Annotated in this window: 19 protein-coding genes; 10 read left to right on the top strand and 9 right to left on the bottom strand. The window is 38.5% G+C overall.

Annotation, left to right across the window (positions count from 1 at the left end; translation table 11 throughout):
* Positions 1 to 233 precede the first annotated feature (233 nt).
* The 4 genes from topA (at position 234) to A3Q33_RS02420 (ending at position 5,840) form a co-directional block, all read left to right on the top strand.
* Positions 234 to 2,909 carry a type I DNA topoisomerase gene (topA, locus tag A3Q33_RS02435; RefSeq protein ID WP_081178530.1) on the top strand — a complete coding sequence of 892 codons (2,676 nt, stop codon included), beginning with the start codon at positions 234 to 236 and terminating at the stop codon, positions 2,907 to 2,909.
* A 268-nt stretch (positions 2,910 to 3,177) separates the two neighbouring features.
* Positions 3,178 to 4,144, top strand: a protein-coding gene (locus A3Q33_RS02430; protein WP_502687237.1) for an IS630 family transposase whose coding sequence is annotated in 2 segments (ribosomal slippage) — positions 3,178 to 3,578 and positions 3,577 to 4,144 — 969 coding nt in all. Because the reading frame shifts where the segments join, the coding sequence is not laid out codon by codon here.
* A 277-nt stretch (positions 4,145 to 4,421) separates the two neighbouring features.
* Positions 4,422 to 5,354 carry a ribosome biogenesis GTPase YlqF gene (gene ylqF, locus A3Q33_RS02425; protein ID WP_081178529.1) on the top strand — a complete coding sequence of 311 codons (933 nt, stop codon included), beginning with the start codon at positions 4,422 to 4,424 and terminating at the stop codon, positions 5,352 to 5,354.
* A gap of 54 nt (positions 5,355 to 5,408) precedes the next feature.
* Positions 5,409 to 5,840, top strand: a complete 432-nt coding sequence (locus tag A3Q33_RS02420) for an HIT domain-containing protein (RefSeq protein ID WP_081178528.1) — start codon at positions 5,409 to 5,411, stop codon at positions 5,838 to 5,840.
* Between the two features lie 35 nt (positions 5,841 to 5,875).
* Here the strand turns inward: A3Q33_RS02420 and megL are convergent, their stop codons facing one another.
* A complete protein-coding gene (megL, locus tag A3Q33_RS02415; protein WP_081178527.1) occupies positions 5,876 to 7,087 on the bottom strand; it encodes a methionine gamma-lyase in 1,212 nt (403 codons plus the stop codon).
* Between the two features lie 319 nt (positions 7,088 to 7,406).
* Between megL and A3Q33_RS02410 the strand changes: the two genes are divergently transcribed.
* A complete protein-coding gene (locus tag A3Q33_RS02410) occupies positions 7,407 to 8,972 on the top strand; it encodes a sigma 54-interacting transcriptional regulator (RefSeq protein WP_081178526.1) in 1,566 nt (521 codons plus the stop codon).
* 47 nt (positions 8,973 to 9,019) lie between these two features.
* Here the strand turns inward: A3Q33_RS02410 and A3Q33_RS02405 are convergent, their stop codons facing one another.
* The 4 genes from A3Q33_RS02405 to A3Q33_RS02390 all read right to left on the bottom strand — a co-directional run bounded on the left by A3Q33_RS02405 (position 9,020) and on the right by A3Q33_RS02390 (position 12,052).
* The gene (locus A3Q33_RS02405) at positions 9,020 to 9,808 is read right to left on the bottom strand and encodes a response regulator (RefSeq protein WP_081178525.1); all 789 of its coding nucleotides are present in this window, start codon (positions 9,806 to 9,808) and stop codon (positions 9,020 to 9,022) included.
* A gap of 36 nt (positions 9,809 to 9,844) precedes the next feature.
* Positions 9,845 to 10,243, bottom strand: coding sequence for an SUI1 family translation initiation factor (locus A3Q33_RS02400; RefSeq protein WP_081178524.1), 399 nt, complete (start codon positions 10,241 to 10,243; stop codon positions 9,845 to 9,847).
* Positions 10,244 to 10,376: 133 nt separating this feature from the next.
* The gene (locus tag A3Q33_RS02395; RefSeq protein ID WP_081178523.1) at positions 10,377 to 11,303 is read right to left on the bottom strand and encodes an electron transfer flavoprotein subunit alpha/FixB family protein; all 927 of its coding nucleotides are present in this window, start codon (positions 11,301 to 11,303) and stop codon (positions 10,377 to 10,379) included.
* Complete coding sequence (locus A3Q33_RS02390; protein WP_081178522.1) at positions 11,300 to 12,052, bottom strand: electron transfer flavoprotein subunit beta/FixA family protein; 753 nt, start codon at positions 12,050 to 12,052, stop codon at positions 11,300 to 11,302. The genes A3Q33_RS02395 and A3Q33_RS02390 overlap by 4 nt, the downstream gene beginning before the upstream one ends.
* A gap of 333 nt (positions 12,053 to 12,385) precedes the next feature.
* On the opposite strand from A3Q33_RS02390, the gene A3Q33_RS02385 reads away from it, so the two are divergent.
* Both A3Q33_RS02385 and A3Q33_RS02375 read left to right on the top strand, forming a co-directional pair.
* Positions 12,386 to 14,035: an electron transfer flavoprotein-ubiquinone oxidoreductase gene (locus A3Q33_RS02385; RefSeq protein WP_081178521.1), complete on the top strand. Its 1,650-nt coding sequence runs from the start codon at positions 12,386 to 12,388 to the stop codon at positions 14,033 to 14,035.
* 487 nt (positions 14,036 to 14,522) lie between these two features.
* Positions 14,523 to 15,284 carry a hypothetical protein gene (locus A3Q33_RS02375; protein ID WP_081178519.1) on the top strand — a complete coding sequence of 254 codons (762 nt, stop codon included), beginning with the start codon at positions 14,523 to 14,525 and terminating at the stop codon, positions 15,282 to 15,284.
* A 158-nt stretch (positions 15,285 to 15,442) separates the two neighbouring features.
* Here the strand turns inward: A3Q33_RS02375 and A3Q33_RS02370 are convergent, their stop codons facing one another.
* The 4 genes from A3Q33_RS02370 to A3Q33_RS02355 all read right to left on the bottom strand — a co-directional run bounded on the left by A3Q33_RS02370 (position 15,443) and on the right by A3Q33_RS02355 (position 20,238).
* Positions 15,443 to 16,216, bottom strand: coding sequence for a DUF2884 family protein (locus A3Q33_RS02370; protein ID WP_081178518.1), 774 nt, complete (start codon positions 16,214 to 16,216; stop codon positions 15,443 to 15,445).
* 40 nt (positions 16,217 to 16,256) lie between these two features.
* Entirely contained in the window at positions 16,257 to 17,942 is a 1,686-nt protein-coding gene (locus A3Q33_RS02365) for a flagellar assembly protein A (protein ID WP_081178517.1), read from the bottom strand.
* A 37-nt stretch (positions 17,943 to 17,979) separates the two neighbouring features.
* Positions 17,980 to 18,306 (bottom strand): hypothetical protein, encoded by a 327-nt coding sequence (locus tag A3Q33_RS02360; RefSeq protein ID WP_081178516.1) that lies wholly within the window; start codon positions 18,304 to 18,306, stop codon positions 17,980 to 17,982.
* A 633-nt stretch (positions 18,307 to 18,939) separates the two neighbouring features.
* Complete coding sequence (locus A3Q33_RS02355) at positions 18,940 to 20,238, bottom strand: CinA family nicotinamide mononucleotide deamidase-related protein (RefSeq protein WP_081178515.1); 1,299 nt, start codon at positions 20,236 to 20,238, stop codon at positions 18,940 to 18,942.
* A 176-nt stretch (positions 20,239 to 20,414) separates the two neighbouring features.
* On the opposite strand from A3Q33_RS02355, the gene A3Q33_RS02350 reads away from it, so the two are divergent.
* The 3 genes from A3Q33_RS02350 to dapA all read left to right on the top strand — a co-directional run bounded on the left by A3Q33_RS02350 (position 20,415) and on the right by dapA (position 22,616).
* A complete protein-coding gene (locus A3Q33_RS02350) occupies positions 20,415 to 21,200 on the top strand; it encodes a hypothetical protein (RefSeq protein WP_081178513.1) in 786 nt (261 codons plus the stop codon).
* Between the two features lie 35 nt (positions 21,201 to 21,235).
* The gene (locus tag A3Q33_RS02345) at positions 21,236 to 21,631 is read left to right on the top strand and encodes a hypothetical protein (protein WP_081178511.1); all 396 of its coding nucleotides are present in this window, start codon (positions 21,236 to 21,238) and stop codon (positions 21,629 to 21,631) included.
* A 76-nt stretch (positions 21,632 to 21,707) separates the two neighbouring features.
* Positions 21,708 to 22,616 carry a 4-hydroxy-tetrahydrodipicolinate synthase gene (dapA, locus tag A3Q33_RS02340; RefSeq protein ID WP_502687213.1) on the top strand — a complete coding sequence of 303 codons (909 nt, stop codon included), beginning with the start codon at positions 21,708 to 21,710 and terminating at the stop codon, positions 22,614 to 22,616.
* Positions 22,617 to 22,787 lie beyond the last annotated feature (171 nt).

Here is a 22,787-nt window from a genome sequence, read left to right as displayed (position 1 = left end):
ATCATTATAGCTAAAAGTTGTAAAAAGGCATATATATAAAAATTTTTTGCTTGTCAGCTCGCTAATTTACAGATATATCTAATAGTAATTTCAATCTCAAATTTAATTTTACGTCTCAGTTTTATTCATTATTGCAATTTTTCTTAATATTTTGCTCGCGCAATATTAAGTCACTCGGTGCAAACAACTTTGACGCAACTGACACAGTCAGCTTAGTAGGAATATAAAATAATATGGCAAAATCTCTGGTAATTGTGGAATCGCCAGCCAAAGCGAAAACAATTAACAAGTACCTTGGTAAAGATTTTATTGTTAAATCTAGTGTCGGTCATGTTCGTGACCTTCCACATAGTAGTACCGGTAAAAAGGTAGCAGCTAAGTCACCCGCTGAAGTGCGTAAAATGGCACCTGCAGCGAAGGCTAAATATAAAGCCAAGCGTGACAAGCAAGCACTTGTTAATCGTATGGGCATTGATCCTGAGAATGATTGGGAGGCAAATTATCAAATACTGGCAGGTAAAGAAAAAGTTGTTGATGAATTAATTAAGCTGGCCAGTACTGCTGACACCATCTATCTCGCAACCGATTTGGATCGCGAGGGAGAAGCGATTGCTTGGCATTTAAAAGAAATTATTGGTGGCGACGACGATAAATACAAACGTGTTGTTTTTAATGAAATAACTGAAAATGCGATTCAACAAGCCTTTTCTACGCCTGGTGAATTAAGTATGCCAGGGGTAAACGCGCAACAAGCAAGACGTTTTCTTGATCGCGTGGTTGGCTTTATGGTTAGCCCGTTATTATGGAAAAAAGTGGCTCGTGGTTTATCCGCCGGCCGTGTTCAGTCTGTTGCCGTAAAGTTAGTAGTTGAAAAAGAACGTGAAATTAAAGCTTTTGACCCGAAAGAATTTTGGGAAATTAGCGCTGATACGAAAACAGCCTCAGGGTTAGATTTTCCATTAGACGTTACCCATGAAAATGGCAAAGCATTTAAACCAACGAATGAAGCCGACACGAATAAAGCGTTAGCCACATTAAAAAGTTCAGCATATACCGTTAATAAACGCGATGACAAACCGTCTAAAAGTACGCCGTCAGCGCCTTTTATTACCTCAACGTTGCAACAAGCGGCGAGTACTAAATTAGGTTTTGGTGTTAAACGAACAATGGGCTTAGCTCAGCGTTTATATGAAGCGGGTCATATTACTTATATGCGTACCGACTCGACCAATTTAAGTAAAGACGCGGTTGAAATGTGTCGTGGTTATATTAGCGATAATTTTGGTGAGAATTACTTGCCAGAAAAAGCCAAAGTATATAGCAGTAAATCGGGTGCTCAAGAGGCCCATGAAGCGATTCGTCCGTCAAATGTAAAAATTGAATCCGCATTTATGGAAGGTATTGAAGCCGATGCGAAAAAACTGTACGACCTTATTTGGCGTCAGTTTGTTGCTTGTCAAATGACAGCAGCACGTTACACGGTCAGTACCATTACCGTTGGTGCTTCAGGTTTTGATTTAAAAGCCAAAGGCCGCGTGATGCAATTTGATGGTTGGACTCGAGTACATCCACAATTGTCAAAAGGTGATGATAAACACTTACCAGATTTATCTGTAGGTGAAGTATTATCACTTGAACAACTGAACCCGACACAGCACTTTACCAAGCCACCAGCACGTTTTGGTGAAGCATCATTGGTAAAAGAGTTAGAAAAACGTTCAATTGGACGTCCTTCTACTTATGCGTCAATTATTTCAACCATTCAAGATCGTGGTTACGTGCGTTTAGAAACGAAACGTTTTTACGCGGAAAAAATGGGTGAAATTGTTACCGATAGCTTATCTGAAAGCTTTAAAAACTTAATGAGCTACGACTTTACCGCCAACATGGAGCAAGAGCTTGATGAAGTGGCTGAAGGTAAAGCGAATTGGAAAGACGTGCTGAATGGTTTTTATAAAAACTTTACTCAGCAACTTGGTCAAGCCGATATGCCGACAGAAGAAGGTGGCATGCGCAATAACGAGCCCGTATTAACCGATATTGACTGCCCGACTTGTGGCCGGAAAATGGGTATTCGTACCGCGCAAACAGGTGTTTTCTTAGGTTGTTCTGGTTATGCTTTACCGCCTAAAGAGCGTTGTACTAAAACCATGAACTTAACGCCGGGTGAAGAAGCCGTTAGCGTTTTAGCTGAAGATCAAGAAACCGAAGCATTACGTGCTATGCACCGTTGTAACAAATGTGGCACGGCCATGGACAGTTACTTAATTGACGAAACACGGAAATTGCATGTTTGTGGTAATAACCCGGTTTGTGACGGTATTGAAGTTGAGAAGGGTGAATTTAAGCTTAAAGGCTACGACGGTCCTATTTTAGAGTGTGATCGTTGTGAAGCTGAAATGGAGCTTAAATCTGGCCGCTTCGGTAAGTATTTTGATTGTACTAATAGTGAATGTAAAAATACCCGTAAGTTATTGGCTAGTGGCGAAGCTGCGCCACCAAAAGAAGATCCTGTACAATTGCCTGAACTAGAATGTGAAAAGTCTGAAGCACATTTTGTTTTACGTGATGGTGCGGCCGGTATCTTCTTAGCTGCGAATACTTTCCCAAGGTCACGTGAAACTCGTGCGCCTAAAGTGGCTGAATTAGCACGTTTTCGCGATAGAATTTCAGAAAAGTTCTATTACCTTGCTGATGCCCCAACGCAAGATCCAGAAGGCAACTTAGCTGTTGTACGTTATAGCCGTAAAACTAAGTCACAATATGTCATGACAGAAGTTGAAGGTAAAGCAACAGGCTGGAATGCTAAATATGTTGATGATAAGTGGGTTGAAGAGCTTGCTAAGAAGAAAGTGGTAAAAGCTAAGGCAAAGGCTAAAGCTAAGCCTAAAGCGAAAAAACCCGCATAGCTAAGTTTATGTCTATACTAGAAAGCGCTCATTGAGCGCTTTTTTTTTGCTCCAGACAGAACTCAAGTACCGATATCCCTGTCGTCACGAGTTATTTGTTCCAGACATAACTCAAGTACCGACATCCCTGTCGTCACGAGTTATACCAATCTGCACAAAGATGTGATCTAATGCTATTTATTTTTGAAGCAGATACCACGTTTTGGAACAACTCACCTCAGTAGATTTACTCAAGTTATCACGAAAGGAACAAAATGGGCGAAAGCGTATGCGTTTTCTTGCTGTCTCATATTTTTTAGATGGTCTGAGCAGAACCGATATATCAACGACATTAAAAGTCGCTCGTTCAAGTGTTAATCGTTGGGTCACTGCATATTTTTCAAAAGGCTTGTCGGGCCTTGATAGTGTTAGCCCGAAAGGAAGACCGTCCATGCTTTCTCCAAAGCAACTCAGCCAACTTGCTCAATACGTTGAAAATCAGAGTTGCTCAGCGGAGGGAGGTCGACTTATGGGGCAAGACTTTTGTACCTTTATCAAAAAAGAATTCGACATAGATTATCATCGAGATCATGTATATAAAATACTGAAGAAACTAGGATACTCCTGGATAACAAGCCGATCCAAGCATCCTAAGCAATCACAAAGCGTCCAGGACGTTTTTAAAAAGCTTCCAGATGGAAACGATCCTTAACATCCCCTTTAATATTAGCTTAGATAAAGTTGATGTTTGGTTTCAAGATGAAGCACGATTCGGCCAGCAAAATACAACAACAAGGTTATGGGCGAAAACGGGTAGTAGACCGAGAGCAGTAAGACAACAACAGTTCGAATATGCATACATGTTCGGGGCTGTTTGTCCTTCGACAGGCGCTACAGAGGCATTGATCTCACCTGTAATGAATAAAGACGTTATGAAAAAGCATTTAGAACAAATATCACAGGCGACACCCGAAGGTAGATATGCTGTTGTAGTAATGGATGGAGCTGGGTGGCATACGGAAGACACATTTGAAGATTTAAAAAATCTAACCATGATCAAGTTACCCCCTTATTCCCCAGAGTTAAACCCAATTGAGCAAGTGTGGCAATGGCTAAGACAAAACTGCTTGGCCAATAGATGTTTTAATGGCTATGAAAATATAGTTGATGAATGCAGCAATGCTTGGAATATCTTCAGAAGTGACATAAAAAGAGTAATGTCGTTATGCAATCGTGACTGGATTAATCTGATTTAATGCTTATGCAGATTGGTATTATTTGTTCCAGACAGAACTCAAGTACCGACATCCCTGTCGTCACGAGTTATTTGTTCCAGACATAACTCAAGTACCGACATCCCTGTCGGCAAAGTTGTGATCTCATGGTCGCTTTTAGCCATTCATGGCATCACGGCATTAGCACATCCTTGTGCGTCGATGTAAAAAAGCGATGATGTAAAAAACAATGTCGAGTTTCAAAAGCTTTTCATTAACATCAGTGATAAAATCTGGTTTATTTTCTAAAAGATTTATTATGGCGATTAATTGGTTCCCGGGGCATATGCATAAAGCCCAACGAGAGATTAAAGAGATTTTACCGCAAATTGATGTGGTGATTGAAGTTTGTGATGCACGCTTACCTTTCAGTAGCGAAAACCCTATGATCACCGAAATTCGTGGTGATAAACCGTTAATTAAAATCTTAAATAAATCAGATCTTGCCGATCCTAAAATCACTCAACTATGGCTTGATTATTTAGAATCTCAGCACAACGTTAAAGCGATTGCATTAACCACAGAAGCGCCTTCTGTTGCTAAGACGCTTCCGGCTTTAATTCGAAAATTAGCGGCGAGTAAAGATGAAGCAGGTAAGCAAATTAATGCCGTTATCATGGGTATTCCTAATGTCGGTAAATCTACCTTACTAAATACACTTGTCGGTAAAGCAAAAGCAAAAGTCGGTAATGAACCTGCAGTCACTAAAGGCCAACAACGCATTCGTTTAGATGATGGTTTATATTTATATGACACCCCAGGTATGCTTTGGCCGAAGATAGTAAATGAAAATAGTGGTTATCGTTTAGCGATTACAAGCGCCGTTAAAGATACGGCATTCGACCATGAAGAAATTGCCTGTTTTGCTGCCGAGTATTTATTAGCGGCTTACCCTGAGCGGTTAAAAGAGCGCTACAAAATTGAAGAACTGCCAGAGCAAGAAGTCGAGTTGATTGAAGCAATCGGAAAACGTCGTGGTTGTGTTAAAAGCGGAGGACACATTGACTTTCATAAAGCGTCTGAAATATTAATTAATGAAATTCGTGATAAAACGCTAGGCGCTATTTCATTTGAAACACCTGAAATGGTGATGGCGGAAGTGATTCACTTTGATAAAGTTGAAGAAGATAAAGTCGCTGCCAGAGAAGCTAAAAAAATAGCGCGTGGTAGAGGCCGCCGTAATAAGCGTTAGTCATCTTCAACGTCAAAAGTTAACTATAATAAGCTTAAGGATTAAGGTAGCAATATGAGTGAGCAATTCCAATTACATCCACAATTAGCCAATGACTGTTTTGTTATTACTGATTTTCCACTTTCGCGTTTGTTATTGTGTAATGACAGTGCTTTTCCTTGGTTTATTTTGGTGCCAAAAGTTGAAGAAATTCAAGATATTTATCAACTTGATTGGCAACAACAGCAACAGTTATTAAACGAATCTAGCATGCTTAGTGAAGTGCTGATGCAGGAATTTAACGGTGATAAAATGAATGTCGCAGCATTAGGTAATGTTGTGCCACAATTACATTTACACCATATCGTGCGTTTTAAAAATGATGCCTGTTGGCCTAAGCCCATTTGGGGACAGCAAGCGCTAACACCTTATACAGATGAAGAGCTAGAAGCGGTTAAAAACCGTATAATACCTAAACTATCAGCAATATTAGCTGCTGATAGTTAGGTATTAAGCATTAAAAATAGCGTTGTCTATTTTGCTTAAGCAACGCTTTTAACTACAGTCGACTGTTTTATCATGGCAAGAGACTGGCTTAAATCAGCAATTAAGTCATCAACATTTTCAAGCCCAACCGATATTCTAATTAAACTATCACTGATGCCGGCCGCTAACCGTTCTTCTTGAGTATAAGGTGAATGTGTCATAGACGCAGGATGTTGAATGAGTGATTCTGCATCACCCAAACTTACGGCTATTGAAAATAATTGCATACGGTTAATAAAATCGCCACCACCTGCCAAGTCACTGTTTATTTCAAAAGCGATTACCCCGCCAGCCGCTTTCATTTGTGTGCCGATAAATTTATGCCCCGGATGGCTTTTAAGACCAGGGTAATAAACGTGGCTAACGTTTTCATTATTTTCTAAAAACTCTGCTATTTTTTCAGCGTTACTGCAATGGCGTTCCATACGAATTGGTAATGTTTTTAAACCTCTCATGATCAACCAAGCGTCATGCGGGCTCATTGTTGCACCAATATCTTTTAAAACGGTCATTTTTATATTCATGATCATTTCACTGGTACCACAAATAATGCCAGCAACCACATCACCATGGCCGTTTAAATATTTGGTCGCGCTGTGTACAACGATGTCGATGCCATATTTTCTTGGTTGTTGTAATACCGGTGTTAAAAAGGTGTTGTCGACAACAGAAATAATATTATGCTTTTGCGCTATTTTACCAATAACGGCTAAGTCATATACCGCTAAGTTGGGGTTGACCGGTGTTTCTAAAAAGATAACTTTTGTATTTGGCTTTATTGCTGCTTCAACTTCAGCAGGGTTTGCCATATCAACAAAACTCACTTCGATGCCCCATCGGGTAAGTTGATGATTCATTAACGCGAAAGAACAACCATAAACGGCTTTTGATGAAATTAAATGGTCGCCACAAGATAAATTTGCCAGTAAAGCGCCAGATACAGCACCCATGCCGGTTGCGGTTGCAGCGGCATCTTCCATGCCTTCCATTGCAGCTACTCGCATTTCTAATTGACGAGTTGTTGGGTTACCTAAGCGGCTATAAATATAACCTTCAGCTTCACCGGCGAACCTATCAGCACCTTGTTGTGCGTTTTCAAAAATAAACGTAGACGTTTGATAAAGTGGCGTCGCTAATGAGCCAAATTGCTCGTCATTAATGCGGCCGGAATGAATCGCTTGGGTTTCAATGTGTTTACTTGATGACATGAGATACCTTATTTATCGGAGAATTGTTATTGTTTGTCGTGTTAAGTTATTACTTAGTAGTCTTGTTATAGCAATTATACTGCCATCTATTTATATTGTTATTTATCAGTAGCTTACGGGTACCGTCTGGTTGTTGTTATTATTCTTGTACTTTTTTTATTACAGTTCAGTATCACTCACCAGTATATTTACAGGAAATAAATAGGCATTCCTTGCTATGCATGGCTTTGCTGAAACTTTCCCTTGTTGTAATATTTTAATTACTAAGTAATATAGTTATTACAAGGCGAGTTTGTATTTTGTTAAATTAGAGGTTTAAGTGCGAATAGAAATCAAATCTGAAGACCGCATGGGCATTAGCCAAGAAATATTGTCAACGTTCACGCGTTTGGCTTTAGATATTCAAGCGATGGAAGTTAGCTCACAATTTATATTTGTTCATTTGGCCACTAGCACCGTAAGTTTTAATACCGTAAAAAAAGCGCTAATGAGCGTACCTGGGATTATTCACTGCTGCAAAGTTGATTTATTACCATCAGAAAGCCGTGAGCGGCATTTAAGGGCATTAGTTAATCGTTTGCCTGACGCTATTATAGATATTGATGAAAATGCACGTGTGATGGCTTTAAATCAAGCGAGCGAAAAACTCTTGGTGAATCATCAACGTCACAAAGGTGTATCGCCCATACTAGGTGAGCAACTTAAAGGCGTAAAAGTAAATAGTCTGCTAGATATCGACATAGTCTTGCCTTTATTGGATCAAGTTAGCTCACAAAATGTCGACATTGCAGGGCAAAGTTATTTAGCAGAGATTAGCCCTATTAGTGAGCAAGAAAACAGCTCGGGCGCTGTAATTTCGTTAAAATCAGTGACCAGCTTAGGTCGTCAAATATCCATAATGCAAACCCGAGATGAGCAGGGGATTGATAACATTATTGGTCAATCAGCGAGTATTCAATTACTTAAAGAGCAAACTGCTCGTTTTGCCGAATTAGAATTACCGGTATTAATTAATGGTGAAACAGGCACAGGGAAAGAGTTAATTGCCAGAGCTTTACATAACGCGAGTAATCGCCAACAAGCGCCGTTTTTAGCCATTAATTGCGCGACTTTACCCGAGCATCTGCTTGAAAGTGAATTATTTGGCTACGCAAACGGTGCTTTTACTGGTGCTCAAAAGGGCGGTAAGCCAGGTTTACTTGAGTTAGCCGAAGGTGGAACATTGTTTTTAGATGAAGTTGCTGAAATGTCACCTTATTTGCAGGCAAAACTATTACGCTTTTTACAAGACTTTAAATTTCGCCGCTTGGGTGGCAACAAAGAATTACAGGCAAACATTAGAGTGGTTAGTGCTACTCATCAAGACTTATTAACCATGATCAGTAAGCAAAAGTTTAGAGAAGATTTGTTTTATCGTTTGAACGTGCTTAATTTAAATTCGCCTCCGTTACGAGAGCGGGTAGAGGATATCGCTCTAATAGCTCGTCATTTTTTGGTATTAGCGGCAACCCAAATGAACTTAAAACAAGCGATGATAGATGAAAGTGCCATGCAATTACTCGCCTCGTATCGCTGGCCAGGTAACATACGAGAATTACAAAATGTGCTGTTCAGAGCGGTAGCGTTAAATGAACATGGTAATATTTCTGTGCAAGATATTAGTGTCGCGTTAGCTCAGTTTAAGCAAAAGGAAGGCACTAAAACGGCTGAATTTAAAGTAGAAACTGAGGTAAAGGATTGGGCCAGCGCTCAAGCAAAGTTTGAAGAGCAGTTAATCACAGCTTTGTATCCTTATTATCCAACAACGCGAAAGCTCGCAGAACGATTAAAGGTTTCTCATAACAAAATCGCGATGAAGTTACGTCAATTTGGTATCAATGGTTAGGTGATCATAGATAGGAGTTAGAAAGTTATATCTATTGGCAGGGGGGATCAATCTTCCAATATTTTATAAAGAATTTTTTTAACGTTTTCTGGCTCAAATGGCTTGTCACACATTGCCGTTACGCCTTCAGTGAGAATATTCGCTAGATGAGTATCATTACTTTCACTGGTTACCATAAGTATAGGGATATGTGACTGTCCGCTTTCATTACGAATATATCGCGTCAGTTCTTTACCATTAGTTTCAGGCATATTGTAATCAGTAACCACTAGGTCATACATGTTTTCTTTTAATAGGTTAATCGCTTCGCTACCATCAACTGCTTCAGTTATTTTTAACAAGCCTAAATTGTTCAGTACACGTTTAATGTGATTTCTTGCAAGGCGGCTGTCATCAACGAGCAAAACACGTATTTGGTGAACATCAAAATACTCGAGCTCTAATTCATCAGTAGATAATAAATCAATGGTAGTGCTGATCGCTGTCGCTAGGTGATTAGAAGTAAAGGGCTTTGGTAGTAGAGCAATAACCCCTGATTGTTTAAACTCTTCAAGGTATTCGCGGCGATGCTCGCTAGTAACAAGCATAAAAGGGGTGTCGGCAATGCTGGGGTTATTACGTATTTTATGGAGTAATTCAATGGCGTCTCCGTCATCAAAGTACATAGCGCTAGTAATTAAGTCGCGCGGATGCCTTTCTGCACTAGCATAAGCTTCAGCAATATTTTTTGCTTCGGCAACTTGGGTAATACCTTGTTGTTTTAGCTCTTTTATAATGATTTTTCTTTGTAAGTCAGAAGGCTCAACAACCAGTAACGATAATTCACTTGGGTCCATAGCATCACTTTTTGTTTTTTACTGTAAATTAAAGGCTTAGCCACCAATAAATTTGACTTTAAAACCATTTTTTTCAAGTACGGCTTTTATTTCTTCACGTTTATCACCTTGTACTTCTATAATCTCGCCTACCACGCTACCACCAGTACCACAGGTTTTCTTCAGTTTTTTTGCCAGTTCTTTTAAGGCTTTATTATCTAAGCCTAAACCGGTAATGGTAACAACACCTTTACCTTTTCTCCCTTTAGTTTCTCTGCGTACTTTTGCAAAGCCATCAGAAGGAGTTACGGCGACATTTTTAGTTTGGGTAATTCTACCGTCAGTTGTTGAATAAACCAAAGCTTCATCATGCTTAGTATCTTGATGAGTTGTATCGTCAATACTTTTACCGAAAGCACTTGCTAAATCGCTGAGACTGGAAAATGTTTTTGTCATAAGAATTTCTATAATTTAGATAAAATAAAACCACTACTAGAGTGGTTTTATTATATACCCGTTCTGTTTCAATTTACAGATTTGTGCAAATCAAACATTTGAGCGGGTATAGATGATTTTAGAAGAACTAAGCTTAAAGCTTGCTTTCTAATTCTGGTAAAGCGTCAAATAAATCAGCCACTAAACCATAATCAGCTACTTGGAATATTGGTGCTTCTGCATCTTTGTTAATCGCAACAATAACCTTAGAGTCTTTCATGCCCGCTAAATGTTGAATAGCACCTGAAATACCTACCGCAATGTATAAGTCAGGAGCAACTATCTTACCTGTTTGACCTACTTGCATATCGTTTGGTACAAAGCCAGCATCAACTGCAGCACGAGAAGCACCAATGGCAGCGCCTAATTTATCAGCAATACCTTCAAGTAATTTGAAGTTTTCGCCGTTTTGCATACCACGACCACCTGATATAACCACGCTTGCAGCGCCGAGGTCAGGTCGTTCTGAAACAGAAAGCTCATCGCTTACATGGCTAGAAATACCGGCATCAGTAACGTTGTCTAAAGCAACAATTTCAGCATTACCATCGGTTGCTACGGCGTCAAAACCTGTAGAGCGAACGGTAATAACTTTCTTGCTATCTAAACTTTGTACCGTTGCAATGGCGTTACCTGCGTAAATAGGACGAACAAACGTGTCGCTACTTTCTACAGCAATAATGTCAGAAATTTGCGCAACATCTAATAACGCAGCAACGCGAGGCATAAAGTTTTTGCCCGTTGTTAATGCTGTAGCAATGATATGGCTGTAATCTGCTGCAAGCTCAGTAACTAATAAAGATACGTTTTCAGCTAGTTGATGTTCATAAGCGGCGTTATCAGCCACTAATACTTTCGAAACACCATTAACTTTACTGGCGGCTTCAGCCACGGCTTGACAGTTATGACCCGCAACTAAAAGGTGAATGTCACCACCAATAGCTTGTGCAGCGGCAACTGTTTTTAGTGTGTCGGATTTTAATTCGCTATTATCGTGCTCTGCAAATACTAAAATGCTCATGATATCACCTTCGCTTCATTCTTTAATTTTTCTACTAATTCATCAATGCTTTCAACAATAATACCGGCCTTACGTTCTGCAGGCGGTGTTACTTTTATTAAATTAGTGCGTGCTGTTAAGTCAATGCCAAAGTCAGCAGCAGATTTTACATCTAATGGCTTACGCTTTGCTTTCATAATGTTAGGTAATGACGCATAGCGAGGTTCATTCAAACGTAAGTCAGTAGTGACAATCGCTGGTAAATTCAATGAAATAGTTTGTAAACCACTATCAACTTCACGCGTAACGTTAACTTTATCGCCATCAATAGTTACAGCAGAGGCAAATGTACCTTGAGCCATACCTGTAAGAGCGGCTAACATTTGGCCTGTTTGGTTGTTATCACTGTCTATTGATTGTTTACCAAGAATAACCAGTTGAGGTTGCTCTTCTTCAACAATTTTTTGTAATAACTTAGCAACGTTAATTGAATCTAAGTTTTCATCTGTATCAATGTGAATAGCACGATCAGCACCTAGCGCAAGTGCTGTTCGCAACTGCTCTTGACAAGATTTAGTACCAATTGATACCGCAATTACTTCTGTAGCTGTGCCTGCTTCTTTTAAACGAACGGCTTCTTCGACAGCTATTTCACAAAACGGGTTAATTGCCATTTTTACATTAGCAAGATCGACATTGGAATTGTCTGCTTTAACACGTACTTTTACGTTATAGTCAATAACGCGTTTGATGGGTACTAATACTTTCATCGTTGCCTCTGATTATGCTTGTTGTATGTAAAGTTGGTTAAACTAAATTGAATTTAGTTTAACGCTAAAATATTTGTTTGAAAGATTACTTGTAGACTTTGTTTACGTCAACGTCTTTGTAGACTATGTTTTCGTCAACATATTTTGTCAGTATGTTCAGTCAAATTGCCTTTAAATAAATAATATCGGTAAAAAATGCAATACAAGATAGTATTTAACACGAATATATCTATAATGTTTGATGTTATCAAACAGGTGTTTGAAAATCAAACGAGTGTTTGATTTATTCAGGAAAAACATAAAAACATAAATAATTGAATGATGGGAGATCTTATGGAACGCGAATCAATGGAATTTGACGTTGTAATTGTTGGTGCCGGTCCTGCAGGCCTGTCAACAGCTTGTCAACTCATGAAGTTAGCACAAGAAAAAGAACAAGAACTCATGGTGTGCGTAGTTGAAAAGGGCTCTGAAGTTGGTGCTCATATTCTTTCTGGCGCTGTTTTTGAACCACGCGCATTAACTGAGCTATTTCCAGATTGGAAAGAAAAAGGCGCTCCTTTAAACACCGCGGTTACCGGCGATGATATTTATTTATTTAATGGCGAAGATAGCGCGGTTAAATTACCTAGTTTTAGTGTGCCTAAAACCATGCATAACGAAGGCAATTATATTGTTAGCATGGGTAATGTTTGCCGTTGGTTAGCCGAGCAGGCCGAGCAATTAGGCGTTGAAATATTCCCAGGCTTTCCAGCACAAGACATTATTTATAATGAAGATGGTAGTGTTGGCGGTGTTATTACTGGTGATATGGGGCTCGACAAAGAAGGTCAGCCGAAAGATTCATTTATGCCGGGTATGGAGCTAAAAGCTAAATACACGGTGTTTGCGGAAGGCTGTCGTGGTCATTTAGGCAAAGAACTTATCGCTAAATTTTCCTTAAATGCTGATAAATCACCACAGCATTATGGTTTAGGTTTTAAAGAAATTTGGGATATTGCCCCAGAAAAGCATCAAGAAGGTTTAGTGGTTCATTCTGCTGGTTGGCCGCTTGAAAAAGACACTAACGGTGGCGGTTATTTATATCATGCAGAAAATAACCAAGTATTTGTCGGCTTAATTGTAGACCTGAGTTATAGCAACCCGCATTTAAGTCCGTTTGATGAATTCCAACGTTACAAACATCACCCTAAAATTGCCCAATACCTTGAAGGTGGTAAGCGTGTGTCTTATGGCGCAAGAGCTATGGCGAAAGGTGGTTTTAACTCATTACCTAAAATGACCATGCCTGGTGCTGTTTTAGTTGGCTGTGATGCCGGTACTATTAACTTCGCGAAAATTAAAGGTAATCATACCGCGATGAAGTCTGGCATGCTGGCGGCTGAAACTATTTTTGAAGCCTTAGTGTCAGGTGATGAAGGTGGCAAAGATCTCACCAACTTTACTGATAAATTTCAAAACTCTTGGTTATATGAAGAGCTCTATAATACGCGCAACTTTGGCCCTGCTATGCACAAGTTTGGCACCTTTTGGGGCGGCGCTTATAACACCGTAGACCAAAACTTTTTTGGTGGTAAGTTACCGTTCAACTTTAAAGATGACAGCTTAGATCATGAGCAATTAAAGCTAGCGGCAGATGCACCGGTGATTAATTATCCAAAACCTGATAATAAATTGAGTTTTGATAAACTGACATCAGTATTTTTATCGAACACTAACCATGAAGAAGAGCAGCCATGCCACTTGAAATTGGCTGATAGTAGCATTCCTATTGGGGTTAACTTAGTTAAATATGCGGAGCCTGCGCGACTTTATTGTCCAGCGGGTGTATATGAAGTTGAAAGTACACCAGAGGGTGATAAGTTTGTTATTAACTCGCAAAACTGTGTGCACTGTAAAACTTGTGACATAAAAGATCCGAGCCAAAATATTACTTGGGTTACACCAGAAGGTACCGGTGGCCCGAATTACCCTAACATGTAATATTGTTGGTAATAAACATAAGAAAACCTGCTTTTTGCAGGTTTTTTTATGTTTACTCCGTTGTTAGCCATCCATGGCTTCACGACATTTAGTCGATCTGCACGTTGTTGAACGGTTAAATTTTTTATTGTAAAAATTAAGTGTCTACCCACTATGCAATTTCTCGATGGCATGGTCATCTTAGCCATCGCAGATCTTACGAAATTAATGTTTTCTACAGTCTACGTTAAGCCACTAAGTTGATTTGACCTCGTCTGTGACCTTTCGGTAATTTCTTCCTTATTATTTTAATTTTTTTAATTACTCCCTAGGTAAACGGTACTTAGCGGCTAGAAATTAGCTTAGACGAATCGAATACCAGGCTTAGTTTTTTATAATATATCAGTCTAATGAAATCGTATAATTGTACTAGGGTTAGTCTGTAGTCATACGAATGAAAGGTATTTTTATTTATCAACGTGTACTAAAAAATTAAGGATTATTTACTATGAACCTGTCTAAAGTTATACCTAAAATAATCGCAGTTCTACTCATTCCAATTTCAGTGTTTTGTGCTGCTGAAGAAAAGCCAGAAATGTTTGTTTATTCGACATATTTTAATTGCGAACCCGAGCAGGAGCCTGCTGTAGATGAACAAATTTTAAAAAACTATGCTCCTATTTATAACGCAAGTGTTAAAAGTGGCACTATCGCTAACTGGGGTTGGCTCAAACACCATACAGGAGGACAATGGCGCCGAATTTTGTATCATTCAGCACCGAGCATCGACGCACTATTTGCTGCTCAAGATTCCATGAACGAAAAGTTCTCAGATGTTTTCGGGGATAGTATTGATGCCGTTGGCCGAGGCTGTAAATCCCATGAAGATTATATTTGGCAATATGTTACAGGTAGTCGGCCTGCTTTAGACGGTGCAACTCGCGGTAAAGCTAGTTTATCTGTTTACATGGAATGTAGCTTTTCAGGTGAAGAAGAAGCCGATGAAATTTTTAAAAAACATTTCGCGCCCGTATTTAATGCCGAAGTAGGTAAAGGTAAACTAACATCATGGGGTTGGATGTCTCATGTGCTAGGCGGAAAGTACCGTCGATTACAAACGGCCACAGCAGATAATTATTCTGATTTATTAAAAGCGCAAGAACGTATTCTTGATACGCTTTATGGCAAAAATAATAAACATAGTGAAGAATTTAGTGAAATCTGTACCAGTCATCAAGATTATCTTTGGGATATAAGTAAAGAGTTGTAATGCTAGAGAGTTAATTACTGGTTTATTTTAATATTATTAGCCAATAATTAACTCTAATTTTTTTCTATAACACAGTTTTAAATGTCTATTTTGAAGATTTATTGGGGGTAAATATCTTAGTAAGTTTATCTAACGCGCCTAGGTAAGCCCTAGATAGGTTAATTAGTTTCTATTAAGTTAAAATCGACTAAGGCTGGAATGCCCAGCTGTAGCTCGTTCTCAATCTGATTAAGTTTTATGAGGCTTGCACAAATGATTTCCGCTTTATTTTCCAGAGCGTTAGCTTGATTGCTAATATCGAGTTTTATATCATTTCCCATCGTTTCAATGCGCTGGTCAAAGGTTTCGACGCGTTGTTCAGTACTTTGTTCTTCTCGATGAGTCATGGCTTCACCAACCGCTACTAAAATAGTGCCGACAGAGTCAGTAACAATTGTTTCTATTTCTTTTTCAAATTCGCCAGCAAAAATTTCATCAAAGTCATCAAAGTCTTGTGGCGCAATATAGTAGCTTTCATCACTATGATTAAAACGGGAACGCAGTCGCCATTTCATTTCATCAAACTTGTCTTGAAACTGTTGATGTGACGCGCTGTTTTCACCCGTTAAGCTGCTAATAACCTTATTAACAGCTTTCAGTCCAAGCTCAACCCCTTCAATAGCAATTGAAACTATAGCAGGCACTTGAGAGCGAATCCCTTTAGTGTATTCGCTTAATTGGTTTTTTTGTTCGTTGTTAAGGGAGATCTCTCTGCCATTAACAAAAAGTTGATGCTGACCGTTTATTTGCACATAGGTTTGACCCTTATTAACAATGCGAAGGTGATTAGGGTCAATGATCACGCCATAATTGAAATTAATATCACATTGTTGAGCATTTGCTGCGCTGATACATAAACAAGTAATTAATAAGCTGCGGGCAATAAATGCCATAGCAAGACTCCATATTTTATAAGGGTTATAGCGTAGATTTTTACGTTGAAACTATCGGGTCTATGTGAATTTTTCGTTCTTTAAATTTAAAGCGACTTGGACCATATTCACGGCGAGATCTCTCTTGAAACTCACCAACGATTACTTGAACGCCATGATAGACACGTTCGTTGGCTTCAACATAGACATTGTTCATATATTCTTGCAATACTTCTTCAAGCGACTCTTTTTCAAAAAGTAAATCCGCTATTTTATTCGTATGATACTTATAAGTAGAGACTACTTTTGCTAGCATCTCGGGCTTTGCTTTCTCTTTAGGCAAACTTTTTAATTTATTTGCGGCAATTCTTAATTCTGAGGATTGTGTGGATTCACTTTTGATAGACAGATCAATTTCTGCAATTCTTTCTATATAGTCATTCATTTTATCTGTGAAAGTAATGATAGTGAAACTGCCTGCTGTTGCACCAATGGTACCGGCACGAACTGATTCGCCTGCACTGACATAACCGGCAATAAGTTTACCATTGGCTCTGTCTTTATTACCAACCCAAAGGGTTTTATCAACTTTAATAATATTGTGCATCATTTGCGTCTCAACGCGTAATGAGTCGCAGGTAATATCAGCGTATTGACTGTATTTTGCGTATACTTTACCACCGGCATTTATATTAACGCTCATGCTAACTTTAGTTATATCAAGAGCTTCCGTTTCTTGTTTTTTACCAATAATACCCGTACCAATGGTTATATCTCTGCCGGCATCTAGTGTAGCCGATTGTACAAAACCACCGATTGAAATATCGCCAGTTGCTGATACTTTCATGCCTTCCCCAACGTCACCATCTATAATAACGCTGCCTTCAAATCTAACATGGCCAGTGCTGACATCAACATTTTTAAGGTAATAAACACTGTCAACTTCCATACCGTTTTCGATAATGCGCGGAAGTCCAACTAAGGTAGAAACTAAAATACTGTTGTTTTTTTCACTTAAAACGGTGCCATCACCAACCCGTATTTCAATATCGTTACCAGGTGCAGATTCTAATATTTCACCCGTGACGGTATAGCCGGGAATACCGTAAGTATAGGGGATTTTTTTTGCGAGAGGATCGCCTATTTTAACACAGATAATATCGCCAAGATCACGCATATCAACGCTGCCATCTTCACGTTCTTTTGGCCGTAATATTCTATCTTGTGCACTTTCTACTAAATGCTTAATATAAGCGTCTTTACCGTCTATCGGTAATTTACCGTGAGCTATTTCACCTTTTACTATCGAACCGGCAGGTTCTTTAGATGCTCGCTCGGCAAGCTTTACCAATGCATCTTTACTGAAGCCTTTACACACATTAGCTGCCTGAGCTGCTTCAAGTATTTCTTTTGGACTCAGGTGTTTACCACCAAGTGCAGTGGTAATCTCAGCCGTAGCTGACATGTTGTCATTATCAATATTAATGGCGAAAATCGCATCGCGACGCTCAAGTATTTGGTATTTTATTTCACGACCGGTATGGTTTTCTTGTAGAGGCTTTAAAACACTTTTTAGCTCAGCGATGGCATTTTTAATATTACCGTTTACCACATACAGGTTATTGTATGCCGAACTTTCAACTAGCGTATGAATATCTGCTACCGTCAGTGGAGTCTTAGTTTTTATTGGAGACAGCACTAGATCGATGTTATTTTTATCGTTACTTACTAAACTTGCCTGGGTCACACGCGTATAACTCCATTTTTAAAAAAAATCATCGTTTCTAAATGTAATTTTGTTGATGAACTTTAATAAAATTTACTGTGCCTACTTTTGAATAATCTAATTTATATTCTTTATTGTCTAATGCTTGAACAAATATTAAGGTTTTTTCTTCGCCAAATACTTCAGCTGTACTAACATCAAGAAGCTCTTGGTAGGCTTTTTTCGCCTCAGAACGTTTTGTTGGCATAACACCGTCATATAAATCGATACCAGCATGGCCGACTATTACTACTGGATGATTACCATTAACCACAAGTAGATCAATTTTTCTATTTTTATGAATAATAGTATTTCGACCACTGGTTATAAAATTTTTTTCAATCAAAGTATTCTCCTTTTTATTAATGAGTTATTAGGTACTTTTTATCTTAACGCTTTAAGTACACTTAATATCAAGTTGATTAATTAGCGGCTCATTTTTAATGGTTAAAATGAATAACGACGGCGTTATAAAGTTTATAAGTAGCATAACTACTGACTACATTTTATGCCTTATCATTATCCATTTTTCCTTATAAAAAAGTGGATCATTTAATGAATCAAATTGGTATAACTTTTATCAAATCTACTATTGAAATTTATTGCTTCAAATACATTCGAACTATTAGCAATATTTAAATACTCCAAATATATAAACATTTAAATTACTAAGCAATATAAAACCTAGCGTTTACCTGAGTATAACCTTGTAAATCGATACATATCTCACTAATTTGTCGATTATTTCTACTCGTTAAAACAATCCACTACTATGTCAGTTATTTAATTATTATTGCCTGTATGCAGTTTGTTAAATATTTTAAGAGCATATTGCCTTATACCAAGTTGATTAATTAGCGGCTCATTTTTCCTTATGAAAAGTAGATCACTTAATCAATCCAATTGGTATAAAACGACTGAGCTATTAACAAATACACTTTGGTATTTGCGCATTTTTCCTGTCTATAAAACAGGATCGTTAATGCGTGTTATTTTTATAACTTGTTTTGTCGTAGTGGGGACGTTCTTGACTGTTTATTAAATTTCGTCGGATTAAATCTAAACTGCGAGCGGCGACAATTTGCTGGAAATATTGTCTAACGGCAGGAATACAATAATACTTAGCATGCAAGGCTTGCTGATTTCCCCAGGCTATCCAAACTGAGCCAACAGGTTTATCTTTTGTGCCGCCATCGGGCCCTGCTATACCGGAAACTGCGATGACATAGTCGGCATTAGACCTTGCTAAAGCACCTTTAGCCATGGCTAACACCGTTTCTTCGCTAACAGCGCCATGATTAACTAACGTTGCTGCTGGTACATCGATCATTTTACTTTTCATATCATTGGAATAGGTGACAAAACCTGCTTCAAAAACTGCTGAAGCCCCAGGTATCGCGGTAATTTGGCTTGCAATTAACCCGCCGGTACAAGACTCTGCAAGGGTGATTTTTTGCTGTTTTTTAATCAGTAAGGGCACAAGGTAATCGGCAATAGTGGTATGGTTATTCTTGCCCGTTGAGAGAATATGGTCGCCTAACAAGCCACTTAATTTATCCTGCCATTGTGGCAATATCGTTTTACCTTTAGCGCATTGAGCGCTTAACTTTATTTCAAGCACAGGCATTGCCGCACGGAAGCCAATTTCTATTTCACTTGGCCAGTCAGGGAGGTTGTCATTCACTAATGCCTGTAAGGTTGATTCACCAAGACCAAAAGTCTGCAATCGAACAAGGTTATGCTTGGTGGGCATCGGGAATAGCTGCTGTAAATTAGGAATTATTTCATCTTTTAGCATGTGAGTTAATTCACTTGGCACCCCAGGAGTACAAATAATCAGGCACTGGCCTAACTTAATACTAAAACCAACAGCACTGCCGGTTTCATTAGCAACAATTTCACAGCCTACAGGCAAATAGGCTTGTTTTAAATTAGGTTTATTGAGTGTGGTCTTTCTTCGCTCTGCCCATTTTTGTAGATGCAAATGGGCTTCAGGATTGAGGTGCAGCTCAACACCGCATGCTTGGGCTAATGCTTGTGATGTAAGGTCGTCAATCGTAGGGCCCAAACCACCGTTAATAATAAGGACTTGTGCTGTTTGAGTCAGCTGAACTATTTCTGCCTGTAAAAGGAGTAAATCATCAGCAATGGTGACTTTTTTTCTAATACTTAAGCCAATGTCATTGAGCTGCTGTGCAAACATTACTGAGTTAGTATCAATAACATCGCCATTCATCAATTCATTACCGGTCAATAATATGTTTACGTGAGTAGTCATGCGGCTCCAAAGTTCAATTCCATTGTGGTTTATGTTAACGAAAAAACTTAATGATTGCGCAGAAAATTTAGCTAATTATGTTTTGGTTGTTTTTGCATAGGTTGTTTTTTACACAGGCTGTGATTTGAACTATTATTATTAAAACAGATTCAATGCAAGGTAAGTGAGGCGTACAATTGAAGCAATTAGAAAAGTTATGGCTATTAAATACGTTACTGATTTCCTTCATTGTTATGTCATCTTTTGGCTTTAACACCCTACAGGCTAAAGAGTACGTTATTGGTGTAGAGGATGTTAGTTATTATCCCTTATACGATTTTTCTGCCGAGGGATTTGACCGCAATAGCTTTACTAAAGAATTGTTAAGCACTTTTTTTCGCCATCAAGGTTATAAATTCAAATTTGTCGCACTACCGGTGAAGCGATTTGATAAATGGTATGTTGAAGAAACAATAGATTTTAAATTTCCCGATAACGAACGTTGGCGTTCTGGTGAAAGTAAAAAATTAAAGCTCACCTTCAGTCAACCAGTCTTGTACTTAATTGCCGGTACTTTTGTCTTGAAAAAAAATAAAAACATGCCTCGAGAGGCCATTAAACGTTTGGGCACTATTTTTGGTTTTTTTCCAACACTTTGGTACGACAGAGTGGATAATAATACAATTGAATTAGTTGAAAATTCTTCCGCTTATAGCTTAGTTAAGCATTTATTGTATGGTAATATTGATGCGATCAATATTGAAAAAAATGTGATTGATTACAATCTTCAGTTATTAAACAAAGATCAAGACGCGATTGTACTGAATAAACATATTAAACATGAGCGTTATGCTTTTCATTTTTCTACTATTTTACATCCTGAAATTATTCAAGAGTTTGATCTGTTCTTAAATGAATACAGCCAGCAAATAGCTGACATGAAAAATAAATACGGAATTGTTGAAACCCCAGCAAACCTTTAGCTTTATACCCGTAAATTAATAAGACGTTTTATAAAATGACCAAGAAGATACAATCGTACAACCGAGCATTATTGTTCGGTAAATGGTATCGCAGCGAACGAGACAACGAAGGCTATTTGTTTACCGAGTTTGCAGAAATATCAGCTGATGGCCGCTATGAGTTTACTTTTATACAACATGATGACCATGGCACTGTTTCAGAGCAATCGGTTGAGTCAGGTGATTGGGGGTTGGTTGGAGATATTCATTTTACTATTAGTAAAAGTGAATTCATCAACGATGAACATTATGCGGCTGATTTAGAGCATGATGAAAATTACCACGCCTATCGTGTGTTGACATTAAATAGCTTAATTTTTGAATATCAACACATCTTGAGCAATGAAGTGTTTATCCTACGTCGAGTTATTGATAATATTGCGCTAAGTTAAACTTATTTAACAAAGGCGCTTAAGAAAACCGCCTCCTTATCACCAGTTTCCATTAATCATTTTTTTGAGAGTTCGGATGAAGCAATTTAAAGCAGCCAGTTTAATGACGGCAATCAAAACACCATATAATGCCAAAGGCGAGATAGATTTTAATACTTATGATCAACTCGTTGCTGAACAAATTAAAGCAGGTGTTGATGGTATTGTTGTTGGTGGTACAACTGGCGAAGGGCACTTACTTACTTGGGAAGAGCATTTAATTCTTATCGCTCATAGTGTTCACAAACATGGTAAAGATTTACTGATTATTGGCAATACTGGTAGCAATAATACCCGAGAAGCCATTAAAGCAACGCAGTATGGATTTGCCGCGGGTATGGATGCGACACTGCAAATTAATCCTTATTACGGTCGTAGCTCAACGGCGGGTGTCAATGCACATTTTCAGAAGTTGTTTGATATTGGACCTGCCTTTATTTACAACGTGCCAAGTCGCACTGGGCAGGATTTAACGCCAGAGTTAATTGAGCCACTATCAAAACATAAAAACTTTATTGGTGTGAAAGAGTGCACCGGTAATGACCGTATAGCTTATTATGAAGAACGAGGCATTGCTTGTTGGTCAGGTAACGACGACGAAAGTGCAGCAGGGCGTCATCAGCACGGTTCTCACGGTGTTATTTCTGTAACATCGAACATTGTCCCAAGTTTGATGAGACAGTTGATGGATGCACCTAATGATAGCTTACAGCAACGTATGCAACCGTTAATGGAATGGCTTTTCTGTGAACCAAACCCAATTGCCATTAATACAGCACTGATGATGACAGGTGCTGTTGCTCCTATATTCAGAATGCCTTACCAAGCATTAACTAAAATTCAGCGTGAACAAGGTTTAGCGCTGCTTGCTGAATTGGCTAAGGATGAGATTGTTGGCGATAAACTGATGTTAATGGCTGATGATGACTTCAAATATTGTTGTTAATTTAGTTAATTTAGTTAATTTAGTTAATTTAGTTAGCTAGCTTTCGTTAACTTTATGACCTGAAAATAAAAAAACAGTGAGCTTATGCTCGCTGTTTTACTTTCTAGGGTTTTTTACATTAGCAAACTAGTTATACAAAGTTACTTAATTAGCTGCTCATTTTTAATGACT

The organism is Colwellia sp. PAMC 21821 (assembly GCF_002077175.1).
Taxonomy (GTDB): Bacteria; Pseudomonadota; Gammaproteobacteria; order Enterobacterales; family Alteromonadaceae; genus Cognaticolwellia.
Note: the sequence above shows the minus strand (reverse complement) of the source record. Positions and strands in the feature narration are given on the sequence as shown.